The sequence below is a fragment of the uncultured Streptococcus sp. genome, assembly GCF_963536705.1.
GTDB lineage: Bacteria > Bacillota > Bacilli > Lactobacillales > Streptococcaceae > Streptococcus.
This window is the reverse complement of record NZ_CAUTAP010000003.1, coordinates 1-17,841: the sequence shown is the minus strand read 5'-3', so window position 1 is coordinate 17,841 and position 17,841 is coordinate 1. Positions and strand designations below refer to the sequence as shown.

The 17,841-nt window shown below is 46.1% G+C and carries 15 protein-coding genes; all 15 read right to left on the bottom strand.

All coding sequences use genetic code 11. The features are described from left to right. Window positions 1–120: 120 nt before the first annotated feature. Complete coding sequence (recG, locus tag RWX26_RS02465) at window positions 121–2,136, bottom strand: ATP-dependent DNA helicase RecG (protein WP_314578861.1); 2,016 nt, start codon at window positions 2,134–2,136, stop codon at window positions 121–123. A 102-nt stretch (window positions 2,137–2,238) separates the two neighbouring features. Continuing rightward, window positions 2,239–3,345, bottom strand: coding sequence for an alanine racemase (gene alr, locus RWX26_RS02460; RefSeq protein WP_314579135.1), 1,107 nt, complete (start codon window positions 3,343–3,345; stop codon window positions 2,239–2,241). After that, window positions 3,335–3,697 carry a holo-ACP synthase gene (gene acpS, locus RWX26_RS02455; protein ID WP_002896329.1) on the bottom strand — a complete coding sequence of 121 codons (363 nt, stop codon included), beginning with the start codon at window positions 3,695–3,697 and terminating at the stop codon, window positions 3,335–3,337. Before acpS ends, alr begins: the two co-directional genes overlap by 11 nt. A 107-nt stretch (window positions 3,698–3,804) precedes the next feature. Then, complete coding sequence (locus RWX26_RS02450) at window positions 3,805–4,836, bottom strand: 3-deoxy-7-phosphoheptulonate synthase (protein ID WP_314578857.1); 1,032 nt, start codon at window positions 4,834–4,836, stop codon at window positions 3,805–3,807. Between the two features lies 1 nt (window position 4,837). Beyond that, the gene (locus tag RWX26_RS02445) at window positions 4,838–5,869 is read right to left on the bottom strand and encodes a 3-deoxy-7-phosphoheptulonate synthase (RefSeq protein WP_002901054.1); all 1,032 of its coding nucleotides are present in this window, start codon (window positions 5,867–5,869) and stop codon (window positions 4,838–4,840) included. A gap of 20 nt (window positions 5,870–5,889) precedes the next feature. Beyond that, a complete protein-coding gene (secA, locus tag RWX26_RS02440) occupies window positions 5,890–8,409 on the bottom strand; it encodes a preprotein translocase subunit SecA (protein WP_125357155.1) in 2,520 nt (839 codons plus the stop codon). 285 nt (window positions 8,410–8,694) lie between these two features. Beyond that, window positions 8,695–9,894 (bottom strand): acetate kinase, encoded by a 1,200-nt coding sequence (locus RWX26_RS02435; protein ID WP_314578847.1) that lies wholly within the window; start codon window positions 9,892–9,894, stop codon window positions 8,695–8,697. Between the two features lie 133 nt (window positions 9,895–10,027). Further along, window positions 10,028–10,741 (bottom strand): MIP/aquaporin family protein, encoded by a 714-nt coding sequence (locus RWX26_RS02430; protein ID WP_125356135.1) that lies wholly within the window; start codon window positions 10,739–10,741, stop codon window positions 10,028–10,030. A 167-nt stretch (window positions 10,742–10,908) separates the two neighbouring features. Further along, entirely contained in the window at window positions 10,909–11,463 is a 555-nt protein-coding gene (locus RWX26_RS02425; protein WP_314578842.1) for a heme-binding protein, read from the bottom strand. Window positions 11,464–11,521: 58 nt separating this feature from the next. Then, entirely contained in the window at window positions 11,522–11,902 is a 381-nt protein-coding gene (locus tag RWX26_RS02420) for a glycerol dehydratase reactivase beta/small subunit family protein (protein WP_314578840.1), read from the bottom strand. Then, the gene (locus RWX26_RS02415; RefSeq protein ID WP_223337441.1) at window positions 11,883–13,739 is read right to left on the bottom strand and encodes a diol dehydratase reactivase subunit alpha; all 1,857 of its coding nucleotides are present in this window, start codon (window positions 13,737–13,739) and stop codon (window positions 11,883–11,885) included. Before RWX26_RS02415 ends, RWX26_RS02420 begins: the two co-directional genes overlap by 20 nt. A gap of 99 nt (window positions 13,740–13,838) precedes the next feature. Continuing rightward, window positions 13,839–14,354: a diol dehydratase small subunit gene (locus RWX26_RS02410; RefSeq protein ID WP_314578838.1), complete on the bottom strand. Its 516-nt coding sequence runs from the start codon at window positions 14,352–14,354 to the stop codon at window positions 13,839–13,841. 30 nt (window positions 14,355–14,384) lie between these two features. Then, window positions 14,385–15,053 carry a propanediol/glycerol family dehydratase medium subunit gene (locus RWX26_RS02405; protein ID WP_002896346.1) on the bottom strand — a complete coding sequence of 223 codons (669 nt, stop codon included), beginning with the start codon at window positions 15,051–15,053 and terminating at the stop codon, window positions 14,385–14,387. 11 nt (window positions 15,054–15,064) lie between these two features. Continuing rightward, window positions 15,065–16,726 (bottom strand): propanediol/glycerol family dehydratase large subunit, encoded by a 1,662-nt coding sequence (locus tag RWX26_RS02400; protein ID WP_002896348.1) that lies wholly within the window; start codon window positions 16,724–16,726, stop codon window positions 15,065–15,067. Between the two features lie 21 nt (window positions 16,727–16,747). After that, complete coding sequence (gene pduB / locus RWX26_RS02395; protein WP_260425614.1) at window positions 16,748–17,479, bottom strand: propanediol utilization microcompartment protein PduB; 732 nt, start codon at window positions 17,477–17,479, stop codon at window positions 16,748–16,750. Window positions 17,480–17,841: the final 362 nt, after the last annotated feature.

Genomic DNA, 17,841 nt, shown 5'->3' with positions numbered 1-17,841 from the left:
TTTAAGGGATGTTTACATTGTCATTGGTCCTACCTCTTTCTTTGATTTGACAATAGTATAATTCCTCAAACTTAAAGCCTACTTATAAATAACTTGCAGGAAACTTAATCCAAAGAACTCTTAATCTAGGTAATCTCGCTTGTCCAAATGAAGAGCAATCAAGTGCCAACTAGGATCTGTCCGCCAGTTCGGATCAGCTGTAATCTGGCTGGCAACCTTTCTGGCTTCTTCTAAAATCGGATAATCTTCTACGATGTCTGCCACTTGAAACTCAGGAATACCAGACTGCCGAGTGCCAAAGATTTCTCCAGAGCCTCGCATTTTCAGATCCTCCTCAGCCAGCAGGAAACCATCGGTCGTCTCAGTCATGATTTTCATGCGGCGCTTGCCCGACTCCGTCTTAGGATTGGCAACCAAGACGGCATAAGATTGCTTGCTGCCTCGGCCGACACGGCCTCTCAGCTGATGAAGCTGGCTGAGTCCGAAGCGGTCCGCATCCATGATGACCATCACCGTAGCATTGGGGACGTTGACCCCAACCTCAATGACCGTGGTAGAGACTAGAATATCAGTCCGTCCTTCCTTGAAGTCCTGCATAATCGCCTCTTTTTCCTCGCTCTTCATCTTGCCATGAAGCAAGGCCACCTGGGCCTGCTGACCAAAATAGGCTGTCAGTTCTTCTTCTAGGGCAATGGCATTCTTAAGATCCAGCGCCTCAGATTCCTCAATCAAGGGAGAGATAAAGTAGACCTGAGCGCCCTTGTGGAGCTCTTTTTTCAGCCAGTCGAGGACGACTTCCAGCTGCTCATGCTTGACCCAGCGGGTGATAATAGGCTTGCGTCCCGCAGGCATCTGGTCAATAATAGACACATCCATATCACCAAATGCTGTAATTGCAAGGGTTCTGGGAATTGGTGTCGCCGTCATCATGAGGACATCAGGATTGTCTCCCTTTTCCCGTAAAATCCGGCGCTGCTCCACCCCAAAGCGATGCTGCTCGTCAATAATGACCAAGCCCAACGCATGGTAACGGACCCCTTCCTGAATCAGGGCATGGGTTCCGACAATCATGTCCACCTGACCCTTTTCAATCGCTGATAAGGTTTCCCTGCGTTCAGCTGCTTTCATCCCACCAGTTAGCAGGGCCAGCTTCAATTCTGGAAATAGCTGAGCTAGGCTGTCAAAATGCTGCTCAGCCAAAATTTCTGTTGGAACCATCAGAGCTGACTGAAAGCCAGCTGTATAAACAGCATACATAGCTAGACCAGCGACTACTGTCTTTCCGCTTCCCACATCGCCCTGCAGCAGGCGATTCATGTGGCCAGGCGATCGCAAATCCTGCAAAATCTCTGTCAGACTGCGCTCCTGAGCCGAAGTCAGCTCAAAAGGTAAGCTCTGCTTTTTCTCGGCTACAGCATCCGACTGCCAATCAATTTTTAATCCATTGCTGACAGCCTTGGTTTCTCTCTTTAAGACCTGCAGCTGCATTTGAAAATAAAAGAGTTCTTCAAATTTAACCCGCCGAAGAGCCTGCTTGTAGTCCGCTAAGTCCTTTGGAAAATGCATAGCCCGCACAGCCTCCACTCTGCTCACTAGCTGGTAGCGTTCCAGCAGGGGCTGGGGCAGATTTTCCTCTAAGAGCAAGTCTAATCCTTGGTCAAAGGCAGTCTTAATCAGCTTGACCAGACTGGCCTGACTAATTCCCTGAGCCAGCCGATAGACAGGCTGCAAGTCGTCCTCTACCTGAGCCAGCAGTTTCATGCCAGTCAGACTGGCCTTGGCTTTGTCCCACTTTCCAAAGACGGCTACATTGGCTCCCACTTCAATCTTGTCCGCCAGATAAGGCTGGTTAAAGAAATTAACTGCCAGAGCGACTTCCCCTTGCTTGATGGTAAAGCGCAGGCGATTGCGTTTGTAGCCATAATACTGGACATTAGCCGGAGTCACGACCTGACCAGAAACAACCGCCTTTTCTCCATCCTCCAAGTCTAGGACATTCTTACTCTTAAAATCCTCATAACGAAAAGGAAAATAAAGCAGCAAATCCTGCAAGGTTTCTAGACCCAGCTTGGCAAATTTTTCTGCTGATTTCGGTCCCACACCAGGCAGAACCGTCAAAGGTTGGTGTAAATTCATAATTCCTCTTTCAGTTCTGATACTGCTGCGGATATAAAATCACAGACAGGAGGATCAAGCTAGAAAATTATCAAGTACTTCAAGCGGTCTGCATTAATCTTCTTAGTCTTTGTAGACCCTCGGTACACGGTCGCTAATCAAGCAAACCACCTCATAGTTAATGGTGCCACGCTTTTCTGCCACATCTGTCGCCGTAATGGTCTCCGCACCGCTATTTCCAATCAACACAACCGGAGTGCCAAGGGGATAAGCCTGAGGCAGACGCACTGTAATCTGGTCCATGGAAACGCGGCCAACAATAGGGCAGCGCTGACCATCAATCAAGACATCAAAACCCTGCATATCCCGTGTCCAGCCATCTGCATAACCCAAAGGAATGCTGCCAATCCACTCTTGAGACTCGCTGGTGTAGGTGGCTCCATAGCCAACATCTGCTCCAGCCTCTACTTCCTTGACATGTACCAATTCTGAGACCAGAGATAAGGCCGGCTTGAATTCATAAGGAAGTTCCAAGACTCTTCCGCTGGGGTTGAGACCATAGATGATATCACCCAGCCGAACGGCATTTAGAACGGTCTCGCTGTGCCAGAGAGAGGTGGCGGAATTACTAGCGTGAACGAGAGGAGGCACATTGTCCAGCTCAGATAAGATCTGATAAAAACGAGCTAGCTGGACTTCAAACTTATGGTACTCCGCTTCATCTGCTGTTGCAAAATGGGTAAAAATTCCCTCCACGACAGCCCCAGCAGCCTGCAAGCGATGGATTGCCTCCTGAGCTTCCTGACTATCTCGAAAACCAATCCGCCCCATACCAGAGTCAATCTTGATATGAAAATTTAACCCAGTTAAATCTTCGTTAGCAGATAGAGCTAAGTCTAGCCATTCCAGACTAGCCACAGTCAGAGAAACTCTTCCTTGTCTAGCCAGCGGAAGCGCAGCCAAATCGGACACCCCTAGCACCAGAATTTTTTTGCCGATACCAGCTGAGCGCAGCTCCAAGGCTTCATCGATATTAGACACACAAAATCCATCTACGAGGGGCTCAATGTGCCTAGAAACTTCAATAGCTCCATGACCATAAGCATTGGCTTTAACGACAGCCCACTTCTCAGTCGTCTGAGGCAGATGGGCACTCAGTTGTCTAATATTAAAAGCAATGGCAGCTAAATCAATCACTGCCTTGCTGGGTCTATGCAGACTAGCTTTCATCATTCTCCTCCAAAATAACGCTGGCTGTAACTAAGCCGGCAGCGTGGCTGAGCGAAATCCACACCTTGCCAGTAAAAGGTGACCGGCTGAAATAAGGCGCTCCCTGACGGTCGTTTAAAATCTCCAAATCCTGAAACCTGAGCTTACCGATGCCAGTTCCCCAAGCTTTAGAAAAAGCCTCCTTGGCAGCCCAACGGCCAGCTAGAAATTCGATTTTCCGCTTACCGGATAACTCCTCAAAACGAGAAAGCTCCGCCTCGGTCAGCACCTTCTTTGCAAAGCGGGCATTTTTCAGATAGGCTCGCTCAATGGCAGCCAACTCTTCTATGTCAATTCCGTGTCCTTTTATCATATCATTCTCTGGAAAGGCGACAAAACTCAGCTGGGCCGCCAGCTGAGTTCGTCTTCACCCGACAGTTAGTCCTCTTTACAGGTCAAGACTGTCCCTTTCAATTTTCCTTATTTATCTAAAGTGTTGTAAATTTCTTCAATGAGCTGAACAGTATTGTCCCAGCCCAGGCAAGGGTCGGTGATAGATTTACCAAAGACTTCCGGCTCATTTTGCCGGCCATCTTCCAGATAAGACTCAATCATAAAACCACGAACCGCTCTCTTAATCTTTTCGTTCCAATCCCGATTCAGCAAGGTCTGGCGTACAATCCTAATCTGTTCCAGATACTGCTTGCCAGAGTTATCGTGATTGGTATCGATGACGATGAAAGGATTCTCCAAGCCCATCTTTTCATAGTAGAAAATGGCATCCAGCATATTTTCATAGTAGAAATTTGGAATGTTCTTACCGTATTCATTGGTAGCCCCACGCAGAATAACGTGAGCCAAAGTATTCCCAGAGGTTTCTACTTCCTGGCCATGAAAAAGGAAAGTCTGCTTATTTTGTGCCGCATAGACAGCGTTAAACATAACCCCCAGATTACCAGAAGTTGGATTTTTCATGCCGACCGGAGCGTCAATACCTGACGCCACAAAACGGTGCTCCTGGTCTTCGACTGAGCGGGCACCCACAGCATGATAGCTAACCAAGTCATCTACCAGCACAAGATTGGACGGATAGAGCATCTCATCAGCCGTCGTCAGACCAGTCTCTGTAATGACGTGGTAGTGCAACTGACGAACTGCCTGCAAACCATTGATAAGACTAGGTGCTTTAGAAGTATCCGGCTGGTGAACCAAGCCCTTATAACCATCCCCATTGGTCCGCGGCTTAGCAGTATAGACGCGCATGACGATAAAAATCTTGTCTGCGACCTTCTTCTGCAGCTCTGACAAACGGCGGGCATACTCCAGCACAGCCTCTTCATTGTCTGATGAGCAAGGACCAATCACCAAGAGAATACGCTCGTCTTCCCCACTGAGAATCTCAGCTAGTTCTTGGTCTCGCTTGTTTTTATGAGTCAAGGCCTGACCAGTCAGTCTGGTTCTGGACTTAATCTGCTCAATGTCAATCTTCTGACCTTTTTCAATAAATGCCATACTATTTTCCTAATGTATCATAAATTTCACGAACCAGCTGTTCTGTATTTGCCCAGCCCAGACAAGGGTCAGTAATGGACTTGCCAAAGACTTCTGGCTCGTCCTGACGACCGTCTTCTAGATAAGACTCAATCATAAAGCCACGTACTGTAGCCTTAATCTTTTCATTCCAGTCCCGGTTAATCAGAGTCTGGCGAACGATACGCACTTGCTCCAGATACTGCTTACCAGAGTTATCATGATTGGTGTCAATAATGATAAAGGGATTTTCTAAGCCCATTTTTTCATACTGGGCAATGGTGTCCAGTAGGTTATCATAATAGTAGTTAGGAATGTTCTTGCCGTATTCATTCAGAGCACCACGCAAGATGGCATGCGCTAAAGGATTGCCAGACGTTTCGACTTCCTTACCAGCGAATAGGAAACTCTGCTTGTTCTGGGCTGCATAGATACCGTTAAACATGACATTGAGATTGCCAGAAGTCGGATTTTTCAAGCCAGTTGGCAGATCTGCTCCACTAGCCACAAAGCGGTGCTGCTGGTCTTCGACCGAGCGAGCTCCTACAGCCATGTAAGAAATCAAATCATCTACCAGAGGCAGATTTTCTGGATAGAGCATCTCATCAGCTGTGGTCATGCCCGTCTCAGAAATAACCCGATAGTGCAGATTGCGAACTGCCTTGATGCCGTTAATCAGACTTGGAGCGGCAGTCGCATTGGGCTGATGAATAAGCCCTTTGTAGCCATCTCCGTTCGTCCGAGGCTTGGCAGTATAAACCCGCATGACCATGAAAATGCGGTCTTTTACTTCTTCTTGGAGAGCAGATAGACGCTTGGCATACTCTAGCACCGCTTCTTCATTATCTGAAGAGCAGGGACCGATAACCAAGAGAATGCGGTCGTCTTGACCACGCAGAATTGCTTCCAACTCTCGGTCACGCTTTTCCTTGCGAGCTAACATGTCGCCTTCTAGCTTAGCAAGTTGGCGAACTTCTGCTACATCAATGGGTTGACTAGTTGCTTTAAAGGTCATCTATTCTCCTTCTTTTATGTTTACTTTTTGCGGCCGTGACAGTTCTTGAATTTCTTGCCAGAACCACATGGACAAGGGTCATTTCTCTTTACATTAGACAGGTCTACATTCTCAGGCATATTTGGCGCCTTGGCAGAGATATTGCGGGTAGCTGTCGTATTGATAGCCCGCTCTGTCCGAGGACGCTCTTGCTCATGAATCTGTGCTTTCATCATCAGACGAGTCACATCAAACTCAATAGAACCAATCATGTCGTTGAACATACGGAAGCTTTCTGCTTGATATTCGACAACTGGGTTATTTTGTGCATAACCGCGCAATCCAACAGCATTGCGCAGCTGGTCAAGGGCGTCGATATGGTCAGTCCACTTGCTGTCCACCACGCGCAGAATCAAGACCTTCTGGAATTCACGTACAGCTTCTTCGTCTCGCAGCTTAGCAATCTGACTGTCGTAGACTTCCAATGCACGTTCAAACAGATAATCTTTGATTTCTTGATCAGACTTGCCTTCCAAATCACTGTCAGAAATGGAATCTTCTGAAACCAAGTTATACTTAGCAAAGTTTAAAATTGCTTCAATCTTATCATCCTGATCAGAGTGGCTGCTACCATCAACGATACGGTTGATAGTCCGTTTAATCATAGCATGGATTTCAGGACTGAGGTCACGGTCAGCAGTAATGACATCGTGGCGCTCAGCATAGATAATTTCCCGCTGCTCACGCATCACATCATCATATTGCAAGACTTGTTTCCGCGTATCGTAGTTATTTCCTTCGACACGCTTCTGAGCTGCCTCTACCTGACGGGTCAGCATGCCAGACTTGATAACAGAATCTTCGTCACTAAGATTCATTCGATCCAAGAGGGCTTTAATGCGCTCTGAACCAAAGCGGCGCATAAGCTCATCTTCCAGTGACAGGTAAAATTGTGACTCACCTGGATCACCCTGACGACCTGAACGTCCGCGTAGCTGATTATCAATCCGGCGGCTTTCATGGCGTTCTGTACCGATAACACAGAGACCGCCCAGTTCGCGGACACCTTCACCCAACTTGATATCAGTTCCCCGTCCGGCCATATTGGTCGCAATAGTAACCGCACCGCGTTGGCCGGCGTTCATGATAATTTGTGCTTCTTTATAGTGGTTTTTCGCATTAAGAACTTCGTGAGGAACCCCAGCTTCTACCAATTTCTTAGAAATATAATCACTAGTCTCAACCGCAACAGTACCAACCAGAACTGGCTGGCCTTTTTCATGACGTTCTTTAACATCCTGCACAACTGCCTTAAACTTAGACTCAATACTTGGGTAGAGCAGGTCAGAATGGTCAATACGTGCTACCGGACGGTTGGTTGGAATTGGAATAACACGAATGTTGTATGTTTCACGGAACTCTTCTTCCTCTGTCTTAGCTGTACCTGTCATACCGGACAACTTCTTATACATACGGAAGAGGTTCTGATAAGTAATGGAAGCAGAGGTCTTTGTTTCTTCCTGAATCGGTACACCTTCTTTGGCTTCAATCGCTTGGTGAAGACCGTCGGAGTAACGACGACCTTCCATTGTCCGACCAGTAAACTGATCGACAATCAGAATTTCCTGATCTTCACTGACCACATAGTCAATGTCAAGGAGCATGATGTAGTTAGCTCGCAGAGCATTGTCGATAAAGTGAGTCAGAGCAACATTTTCAATATCGTAGAGATTGTCCAGCTTGAAGTAGCTTTCTGCCTTGTCAATACCTGAGTCAGACAGACCAATCGTCTTAGACTGAACATCGATGATGTAGTCGTCCTTATCCAGTGATTTGACATAGTGGTCAGCCATATGATAAAGCTGGTTGGTATCTGAAGAAACCGGTCCGGATACGATCAATGGTGTCCGAGCTTCGTCAATCAGGATAGAATCCACCTCATCGACCAAGGCATAGTTGAGCGGACGCTGTACCATGTTTTCAGCACGGACTACCATGTTATCACGCAGGTAGTCAAAGCCAATCTCAGCATTGGTTGAATAGGTAATGTCGCAAGCGTATGCTTCTTTTTTCTCAGATGGAGACTTAGCTGCCAGATTGATACCGACAGAAAGCCCCAGCCAAGAGTAGAGCTCACCCATTTCAGTCGCATCACGCTCAGTCAGGTATTCATTGACCGTGACAACATGCACACCTTTGCCTGCAAGGGCATTTAAGTAAACTGGCATTGTCGCTGTCAAGGTTTTTCCTTCACCGGTACGCATCTCCGGAACGTCGCCATGATGGAGAACAATCCCTCCCATAACCTGAACCTTATAAGGGAAAAGGCCCAACACTCGCTTAGCTCCTTCACGGACAACCGCAAAAGCTTCAAATAAAAGCTGATCTAAAGTTTCGCCATCAGCATAGCGTTTCTTGAATTCTTCTGTTTTTGCCTGGAGTTCTTCATCAGACAAGGCCGCCATTTCGTCTTCATAAGCCAAGACCTTGTCAGCCATTTTTTCTAATTTTCTTAATTCACCTTTATCATTTTCAATGATAGTCTTTAAAATATTCGCCATTTTTTTCCTTACTATATAATAATCTTTCTGATTTTTAGAATGTTCTTTTCATTATAGCATGTTTTCCTATATCTTTCAAGAATGAAAAAAGCAAAAAAGCTTCATTAGACTGTGCTTACAGAACTGGGAGATGGCAGGAGATTAGAGGCTAAAAAAAGAAAAGGCAGAGGTTTTACTCTGTCTTTTCGAGTCCAAACAGCACAAGGATAAACAAGTGTTTTTTTGATAAAGAGACCTTTTTCCGATAGTGTCTATCACTCCTTGGACACTCTACCGCTCTTCTGGCTACTTAAATTCCAGCAAGCGCATGGTGTCTTGGGCAATCATCAATTCTTCGTTGGTTGGAAGGATGAGAATTTTAGCCTGCGACTGAGAATTTTGAATAAAGAGCTGACCTTGCTCGTTAGCTGCCGGATTTAAAGAAAGCCCTAAGCAATTGAGCTTTTGAACAACCAAGCTGCGGATCAAGGCTGAATTCTCCCCGATTCCAGCAGTGAAAACCAAGGCGTCGAGCCCATCTAAATCTGTGATGTAGCCTGCAATGGCCTGAGCGATGCGGTTGACAAACATATTGACTGCTAGACTAGCTTTTTCATCGTCTCTGTCACAAGCTTCCAGAACATCTCTTAAATCATTGCTGAGTTGGGAGATGGCCAGCAGACCGGATTCTTTATTGAGGACATCGCTTAATTGCTGGGCTGATAATTTTTCCTGTTCTAGCAAAAAAGGAAGAATCATGGGATCTATGTCACCCGAGCGGGAGCCCATCATCAGGCCAGCTAAGGGGGTAAAGCCCATTGAAGTATTGACAGACTGACCATTTTTAATGGCGCAGATACTAGCACCATTGCCCAAATGGCAGTTGATAATCTTCAAATGCTCTGAAGCTTCTCCTTGGCCCTCCCAAATCTCCTGTACCTTTTGAGCAATATACTTGTGACTTGTTCCGTGGAAACCATACTTTCTTAAACCGTATTTATGATAGTAATCCCAGGAAAGAGGATAAAGATAATAGGCTTCTGAAAGGCTTTGATGAAAGGCCGTATCAAACACAGCCACTTGTCCTGTCTCCGGCAAGGCCTTTTGGAAAGCTCGAATCCCTACTAAGTTGACAGGGTTATGGCTAGGAGCTAGGAAGGACAGCTTCTCAATGATGGATAGCACTTGCTCGTCTATCAAAGCAGAATCATCAAAGGATTCTCCGCCATGGGCTACGCGATGACCGACTCCATCTATCTCGTCCAAAGAAGCAATCAGCTTCCGCTCCAAAAGAAAGTTCAGCAAGTAATCCACGGCAAATTGATGCGAAGGAATAGCCAGCAGTTCCTTTTCTTTTTGACCTTCAAATTCAATCTTAAAAATGCCTTCCTTTAAGCCAATCTTTTCAAAAATTCCTTTCACCAAAAGGCTTTCATCAGGCATACTGAGCAGTTGAAATTTTAATGACGAACTGCCCGCATTAATCGCAAAAATTTTTTTAGACATATTTTTCTCCTGAGCAATGAAAACAGTGATTTTTCCAAATAACGTTTTTTGAAAACTGAAACTTTCCATTGCCGCTTGTTAGATAAATAAGCTAGCTTCAAATGGTCGGCTAGCTTATTTACTATTTTGTATATTACATAGCATTGACTGCTAAAACAGCCAAGACAGCGCCGATAGTCGGTCCTACAATTGGCACCCAAGCATAAGCCCAGTTTGCATCTCCTTTATTCGGAACTGGCAAGAGGGCATAAGCAAGGCGTGGACCGAAGTCCCGGGCTGGGTTGAGGGCAAAACCTGTCGTCGAACCCAAAGACAAGCCGACAGCCATAATGAGGAAGCCGACCAAAAGCGGAGTGAGTCCAGGCGTGATTTCGCCGTGCGTTATCATCAAAAGTGCAAAGATGAAGAAGAAAGTCGCAACGATCTCGCTGAGCAGATTAAATGCTGGATTCTGGATGGCTGGTCCAGTAGCAAATACGCCAACTGAGTTGCCTTCTTCCACCTTTGTTTCTTTGAAATGGGGATAATAGAAAAGCACTACAATAGCGGCTCCGACAAAAGCCCCTAGAATCTGAGCGATGATATAGCCCACCACTTGTTCCCAAGGGAAGATGCCACCCACCGCAAAAGCAATGGTGACAGCTGGGTTAAGGTGACCGCCAGTATTATAAAATCCTGCCGTATAGACACCCAAGGTTACTGCCAAACCCCAGCCAAATACAACGGTAAACCAGTTGGGAGAGAAACCTTTTGCGAGACTCTTATTAAGACTAATAGACGCTCCGATTCCATTCCCAAAAACCATCAGAACCATGGTGCCTAAAAATTCACCTAGATATTTTTCCATACTCCATACTCCTTCATTTCGAAATACTTTATACTCTCTCCTCTATATTGCTTCTACAGCGCAATATAGATTCTAAGAAAGCATAAGAGAAATGTGCTCGTAAAATAGGAGAAAATTCCTAGCTCCAAAGCATGGATTGCAAGTGGTATTCTCTCCTCTGATATTATTTAATTAGCTAGCTTGCTTCTCTGCAGTCCTACAGCATACTCAGCAATGGACTGGTCTTCTTCAGAACTTCCTCCGCTGACGCCGATACCGCCAATCATCTCTGACTGGCAATAAATAGGAATGCCGCCTGCTAAACTAACGACCTTATTGTCAGTCATCGTTTCCAGCTGGTAGAGCCACTGGCCAGGCTGAGTTAAGGGTGCTAGATCCTTGGACTGCATCCTCATGCCAACAGCTGTGTAAGCTTTCTTATAAGCCATATCGTTACTCACTAACAAGGCATTTTCCATACGATAGGTCATCACGACTTGTGCTGCTGGATCAACCACCGTTATCACGACGGCTAGTCCCAGCTCTTCAGCCTTGCGTCTGGCCCTTGTTACCAATTCCCAGGCATCCTGATAGATATTTGTGAAAAGAACAGGCTCTTTATCCAGTAAGGTTTGGCATCTGGCAAGAACTTTTTGGATAATGCTGTCCTGCAATTCTGAGTTTCCTTCCCAGCTTGATAGTTCTGGACTGCTGAGCTCGTCTTTCTCTCTATCTCTAGCCATCCATTTCACCTCTTTTCAGTAGTTGATACGGACATCTTTTTGAATTGATCGGAACAAGTCAAAAAGATGCTTCTAACAGGTCAGATTTTTTAAACGGGACTCCCTTGACCAAACGCGCTGCATTTGAGCCAAACAGGCGCAAGACGTGGTCTGGTATAGCGGAATAATCTTTGATACGATAGATAAATTTTTCAAGTGGCAAGTTACGATAATGGAGGACTGCATCTCGCCCGTCACAGGCAATTCCTACTAACAGCTGGGATTGAGTTGCAGCCACATGCGCTAGTGATACAGGATCGCTAAGTTCATCTGGGCTGACCAGACTAAAAGGAATACCTTCCTCTTCGATACCGTAGCCGATTTGTGCCACCTTATCCGCAGGAGCATTGTCCGTAGCCATAAGCCTAATGGTGGGCTTTCTAGTATAAGCTAATTCCATAGTCGGCCCCCCACTTCTCTCTGACATAGGTCAAAATCAGTCCGGTCGCTACTGCATTTCGAGGCCCTACCAAGCCACGCACATTGCCTCGACCAGCTACAATGGCATTCTGAGAGAGGGCTTCGGTCACTAGCTGAGGTATTTCAAAGTCCAAAGCTGAGCCACCCACGATAACAACGAAAGGAATGTCTCGAATATTTTGAGTGGGACTGACACGCTTGAGAGCTCGCACCGCATTGGTAACAAAGACTCTTTCCTTGGCAGACTGCCGAACGAGTTTGATTTTCTCGATAGAATAGTCTCCGTCATCAATAGGAACAAATTCATCATTTTCCTTGACGATGACGACTCTGGCAAACAAATCCCCAGACAGCGGCTTGTCAAAAAATTGAACAGTGCCGTCTTCATGCCGGATATGGAAAAGACTTTCCACCTTAGCCAGAGGATACCGTTTGATGTCCTCTGCCAGATGATGATTTTCCAGTCCCAACTCCGAATTGATCAGCATGGTTACCATATCACCGGCACCGGCTAGATGGACAGCCAAGATTTGACCCCTGCTATCGATAATGGAAGCATCTGTCGAGCCTGCTCCTAAGTCCAAAATAGCCAAGGGGCGATCCGTCCCTGGTGTAGTCAGAGCCCCGAGGATAGCTGATTCAGCTTCTGCTCCACCGATTTCTACGGTAATACCCAGCTCACGTTCGACTTCTTGGGCAATGATGGACATTTGCAGCTTGTCAGAATTTACCATAGAGGCAATGCCGACAGCCTGCTCCATAGAAAATTCTCCAGCCACACCACCGCGCACAGAAATCGGAGCAAAAGTATTGACGGCCAGTAAGTCACGGATATAAATGTCGGAAGGCTCTTTCTCGGTCAAGTCAGCCATGGTTTGGCGCACCTTCTCCAGCATGCCTCCAACATTGGTTCCCGCTTCTCCGACAACATTGCTAATCTCACCGGCGTAGACGATTTTCTCCATAATCTCATCGGCACCCTTGGAAATATCCACCTTTAAGGTATGCTCCTTGCCGATAATTTGGATACTGCCTGCTGGAATCGTCCGAGCCTGAACGTCACCTGCCGGTGTCTTAATTACGACAGCCGAGCGGTTGCCAATGAGGGCACGGGCAATGGGAACGATGCTTTTCGTCTCTTCTGCGCTCAAGCCGAAGACCGTCGCAATGCCATAGGGATTGGATAATTGGGAAATCACCTTTCCTTGCTCTACCACTTCAACAGCAGCTTGCATGCCCAAAGGAACCTTGTCAATAAAGAGAATCTCATCCACGATTGGAATCTTCTGGCTAATGCGGTTGTTGACCAGAACCCCATCATCCGCCTGCAAAATGGCAGCGGTAATCTGATAGCCCTTGGCTAGATAGGCATTGATCAGCTGGGCAACCAAGTCAAAATCAATAATCTTCGGCACTACCACGATGTATTTCCCATCAATCGGATGATGAACCAAGTCGAGAATATCCACTGTCAGTCCAATCCCCAGACCCAGACCGCCTGGAGTACGGGGATTATGACCAATCATGGTAGACTCAGTAATGACCGTCTCTGTGATGGTTTCCATGGCAACATCGCCGATAACAGGCGTCGCTTCATTGATCCGAATCAAATCAACTTGTCCCAACTCAAGCGGTGTTTGCTCCATCAATTTTCTCAGAGATTGATAAATCCCGTGGACATTTTCCTTGGTCCCCTTGATACCTGTTGTATCCGCAATGGCTGAGGCAAGAAAGTGAATGCTTCCATCATCTTGCACTTCAGCTAAGGCAGACTCGGTCGAAGAATTTCCTATGTCTACTCCAATGATTCGTTTCACATTTTCACCTCCACCAAGATTAGGCTATTTTGAGCAGCATTTATAAAAGAAGTGATAATAATCTTTTTTCAAACCCAAAATAGCCTTGATAAAACCGGATTAGTTGTCACCTTTCAACTTCTTGCGGCGTTCATAATTTTCAGCGGCTTCTCTGACAAAGCCCGCACAGATAACAGCTCCATATTGGTTTTCCAATTCATTGGCAATGTCCAATAATTCCTGTTTGGAAGACCGGTAAGGGCGCAGGGCATTGTAGATTTCCAGCACACGCTCATCCGGAACCTTGGTCAGTTCCGCAGCCCGAGAAAAGTTATACTGGATTGCTTCGCGGCCGGCATTCTTAGCAATTTCGCCTTGCTTAATCAAAATCTCTGGCTTAATCCGCAAATCCTCTGCAGTTACATAGCCAGACAAGATATTTTCCAGTGTAATATCTTCGAATTTCTTATCCTGACCAACCTTTATCCAGTCTGGGTGTTTTTTAGAAATAGGATAATCAGCCGCTGTCGCTTCATCAGAACTGACAGGACGACTGGTTGATCCTTGACTAGCTGAGCCGCTGTCGCTTAGCTCGGCTAATATTTGTTTTACTAATGTTTCTACTGATTCACTCATTCTGATTTCTCCTTGTAGACATCATATGCATCAAATCACCTGACATTCATCAGCTGGTTTTCCTCTTTTAACCAGTTTCGTTTCCTTGATATGCAGCAAGGCTGAGTAGGCCTGATACTTAGGACGAGCCATTTGGTCGTTAAGGGTTGGCACCGGATTTGGTGTTTCACCCTTGGCATACTTAGCAGCATTTTTACCAATCAAACGATAGGTTTCAGGAGTTAACAAAGGTGCCTGCGGGAAGAGTTCCAGATTACTGAGCGGTGGCAAATCACGTTGGTGAATAACCGTTGTTCCCTTAGACTGAACACCGATAGAAATGCCAGAACCAGACAGGTGGTCTCCTTCTACCGCTACAAAGGCAACGTCAGAAGAACGATAGACCTTGACAATGCGAGCCTTAAGCCCTTCTTCTTCGATACCAGCCACCAGCTGACGCAGTACTTCCGTATGAGGAATGTCCACCATCGTCTTCACCTGCTGTTCTCCAAAGGCAGGTCCAACTGCAATAACGACTTCATCCGTTGACTGGCTAGGTTTAGCCACACCAACTGTACGGATGACAGCTTTTTCATTGGACACAGGCTTTGTGACTGGCTTTTCGCTTGTTTCAGCAGCTGTTTCGTTGGTATTGGCGCTCATCTCTTTCATCACTTCTGCAATAATGGAGCGCAGTAAAGTTTCATTTATCTCTGTCATCTTAGCTCCTCCTATACATCACGCGGGTCAATCGCTTTAGGAATGTCTTTGACTTTTTCCCATTCTTCACCGACCAGACGATGGCCTGTACCGACACCAACATAGTCATTCGGTGAATTCACCGCTGAAATAACATTCCAATCCCGATCAAAGATAGCAGATGTTTGCAGGAAATCCCCTGCTACACGTTGCTTGAACAAATTGAGCAGCTCATTGGCAACTTCAGGGAAGCCATTATTAGCCAAGGCTTTGATCAAATCAGCCCCTTGAACTCCGCGTTCCAGAATACCTTGAGCAGCCTTGATGTCTTCAACCTTATCCCGCTCTGGCATATCTTTAGAGCCATGAGCATAGGTCGCTGCTTCGACTTCTTCGTCGGTAATCGGCGGCAGGCCCAAGCCTTTGAAAAGAGCTTGCATAACGCGTGCTGCCTTGTTCCGAACCTTGACAACTTCCTCTTCACGTACAGGACGAAGACCACCGTCTACCCGCAGGTCACGTTGCAAGACATTGTAGTCGTCAAAGTCTTCCGCATCCCAGTTAGAGCCGGCAAACATATTGTCATAGTTTGGCGTAGCAGAGTAGCCAGAGTTGATAAAGTCTGTACCTGGCGCAAACTGCATCAAAGTCCGAACGGAGCGACGTAAGTCTGAGTGAGTAAAGGTTTGGTCATTTGATGAAGCACATTCCAAGTCAAGCATGCTGGCAATCAAGTTTTCAGCAACGACCGCCCGAATACCACTCGGAACAGCTGCTGGAATACCTATACAGCTAACTGAACCATTCTGCGTTCCTTGAACCCCAGCCGCTTTCGTGACATAAAGACAGCGAGCTTCTAGATAGAGCATGGATTTGCCTTCGGCTTGTCCCATCTGTACTTCAGACCCTGTACCAGAAGTGAAGCGCATCTTAAGTCCCCGAGAAGCATAGGCTGAAGCCAGAAATGCTTTAGACCAAGGTGTATCATCTCCATCGGTGAAGACATCTTCTGTACCATAAACAGAAATGGTCTCAGCATAAGCTGTAAAGCCACGCATACCAAATTCTAATTCTGTCGCTTCTTCCAAGGAGCACTGAGTCAGTACACCAGGGCGTCCTACTTGGGAGCCAATCATCAGAGACAGAGCATTAAATGGAGCGTAACGCACTACGGCAACCGTTGTTTCCTGCTCTGCAAAACCGCGCAGAGCTCCTTCAGCCGCATCTGCTGCAATCTGCACTGGATTATCATTAACATTAGTGACGTGGGCTTGAGTAGCTGTTTGCTTACGGGTCCGCATCTTTTGCAGACACATCATAATTTCCACGACATTCATCTGATTGACCACTTCAATAATTTTAGCCGGAGTCATGGCCTTGGTCAGCTTGATGATTTCTGTCCGAGGCACATTCGGTGTCAATATTTTATTGGCAATCTCTCGTGAGTCCATCTGAATAACTTCTTCAGCTCGGCTCAGGTCAATCCCATAGTTGGCAATGAATTGGTCAATCAGGTCAAATTCTTCTTTTGGTTTGCCGTCTAACTCAACCACTTTTCCATTTTGAATCTTGATACTGGGTTTAGGGTCATTGGGACTTTCCATAGCCACTAAACCTTCTTCAACCCATTCTTTTACAAATCCATCTTGGTTGATAGGGCGTTCGCTTAATACTTCAAAACGTTTGGATCTCATACCGTTTCCTCCCTCTCACTCTTAAATGTAAGATGGCTGTGAGTTGGTTGGCTCATCACCCATACTGCCTAGAAGTGCCAGTCCAACTTCACGCGCTGAGATAACTGATTGTCTAACTGCTCCAGAATCTCCACTGATAAAGAGAATGGCTTCGTTTGAGTGGCTAGTACCACCATTTCCTGGAGAAGCATAGCCGACAACAGTAACGTTGGCAGCCTTGACAGCTGTATCCGCCATAACAACACCAATAGCTGCAGGTGCTCCGACAATCAATCCAAAAGCACGGCCGTATTCAGCACCAAAGGCAGTCTGGCAAGCATAGCTAGCACGCGCAGTATATTGAAGTTCAATATGCCCTGCATCATTAGCATAAACATCACCAAAGGTGCGATCCACTTCCTTCAGGGTTACTTCCACAGCTCGTCTGACATCTGATACATCTTCACCACCGAAGATAATCAAACTTCCATGTCCAGCACCACCCTTAGTATCACGAGGCAGTTCGATTTTAACAATTTCTGTATTGGTTGCTTTGACCGCTTCATCAGCAGCCATGATATGAGGGCCCGCACCGGTACGAGCACCGACTACACCAATTGAGCGATAACTCTTTTCTAGCTTCATAGCATCCAGCACCTGCTGGTCCACATTGGCAATGACAAGTCCAATTGTATCGCCTATCGGATTAACACCGACAAATTCTGTAATATTGCATTTGTTTTCCATAAGACAGCTCCTTTCGCTGACATATATTTTGAAGCGCTTACAATTTTAGGGAATAAGGAAATCAGATAAGAGGAGCACCATAGCTATATGTCTCTTTCTGATTCTTTTTTTTTACTTTTTTTGGGTCAAAAGAATAGATTATTCTAAGGTTTTCTGTTAGAATGAATATGGTTGTTTTTTAAAAAGGAAGATTTTTCCGCATTCTCAAAAAGAGCCTAACCAACTTTTTTAGGAATGCCAAGCTAAGCCTACAAGAAATATACTTGACAGGCCTTTCCCTTCAAAAATAACAATCGCAGAGACAGATAACAGATGATAAACTTTTAGCAGGGTTGCTCATCTTTTATCTGTTTTTTTTATTTTCCATCATTACAGAATGGCAGGACAGC

Excerpts from the sequence above, each read along its gene's own strand:
- recG (WP_314578861.1), bottom strand. The coding sequence starts at position 2,136 with ATGAATTTACACCAACCTTTGACGGTTCTGCCTGGTGTGGGACCGAAA.
- alr (WP_314579135.1), bottom strand. The coding sequence starts at position 3,345 with ATGAAAGCTAGTCTGCATAGACCCAGCAAGGCAGTGATTGATTTAGCT.
- acpS (WP_002896329.1), bottom strand. The coding sequence starts at position 3,697 with ATGATAAAAGGACACGGAATTGACATAGAAGAGTTGGCTGCCATTGAG.
- RWX26_RS02450 (WP_314578857.1), bottom strand. The coding sequence starts at position 4,836 with ATGGCATTTATTGAAAAAGGTCAGAAGATTGACATTGAGCAGATTAAG.
- RWX26_RS02445 (WP_002901054.1), bottom strand. The coding sequence starts at position 5,869 with ATGACCTTTAAAGCAACTAGTCAACCCATTGATGTAGCAGAAGTTCGC.
- secA (WP_125357155.1), bottom strand. The coding sequence starts at position 8,409 with ATGGCGAATATTTTAAAGACTATCATTGAAAATGATAAAGGTGAATTA.
- RWX26_RS02435 (WP_314578847.1), bottom strand. The coding sequence starts at position 9,894 with ATGTCTAAAAAAATTTTTGCGATTAATGCGGGCAGTTCGTCATTAAAA.
- RWX26_RS02430 (WP_125356135.1), bottom strand. The coding sequence starts at position 10,741 with ATGGAAAAATATCTAGGTGAATTTTTAGGCACCATGGTTCTGATGGTT.
- RWX26_RS02425 (WP_314578842.1), bottom strand. The coding sequence starts at position 11,463 with ATGGCTAGAGATAGAGAGAAAGACGAGCTCAGCAGTCCAGAACTATCA.
- RWX26_RS02420 (WP_314578840.1), bottom strand. The coding sequence starts at position 11,902 with ATGGAATTAGCTTATACTAGAAAGCCCACCATTAGGCTTATGGCTACG.
- RWX26_RS02410 (WP_314578838.1), bottom strand. The coding sequence starts at position 14,354 with ATGAGTGAATCAGTAGAAACATTAGTAAAACAAATATTAGCCGAGCTA.
- RWX26_RS02405 (WP_002896346.1), bottom strand. The coding sequence starts at position 15,053 with ATGACAGAGATAAATGAAACTTTACTGCGCTCCATTATTGCAGAAGTG.
- RWX26_RS02400 (WP_002896348.1), bottom strand. The coding sequence starts at position 16,726 with ATGAGATCCAAACGTTTTGAAGTATTAAGCGAACGCCCTATCAACCAA.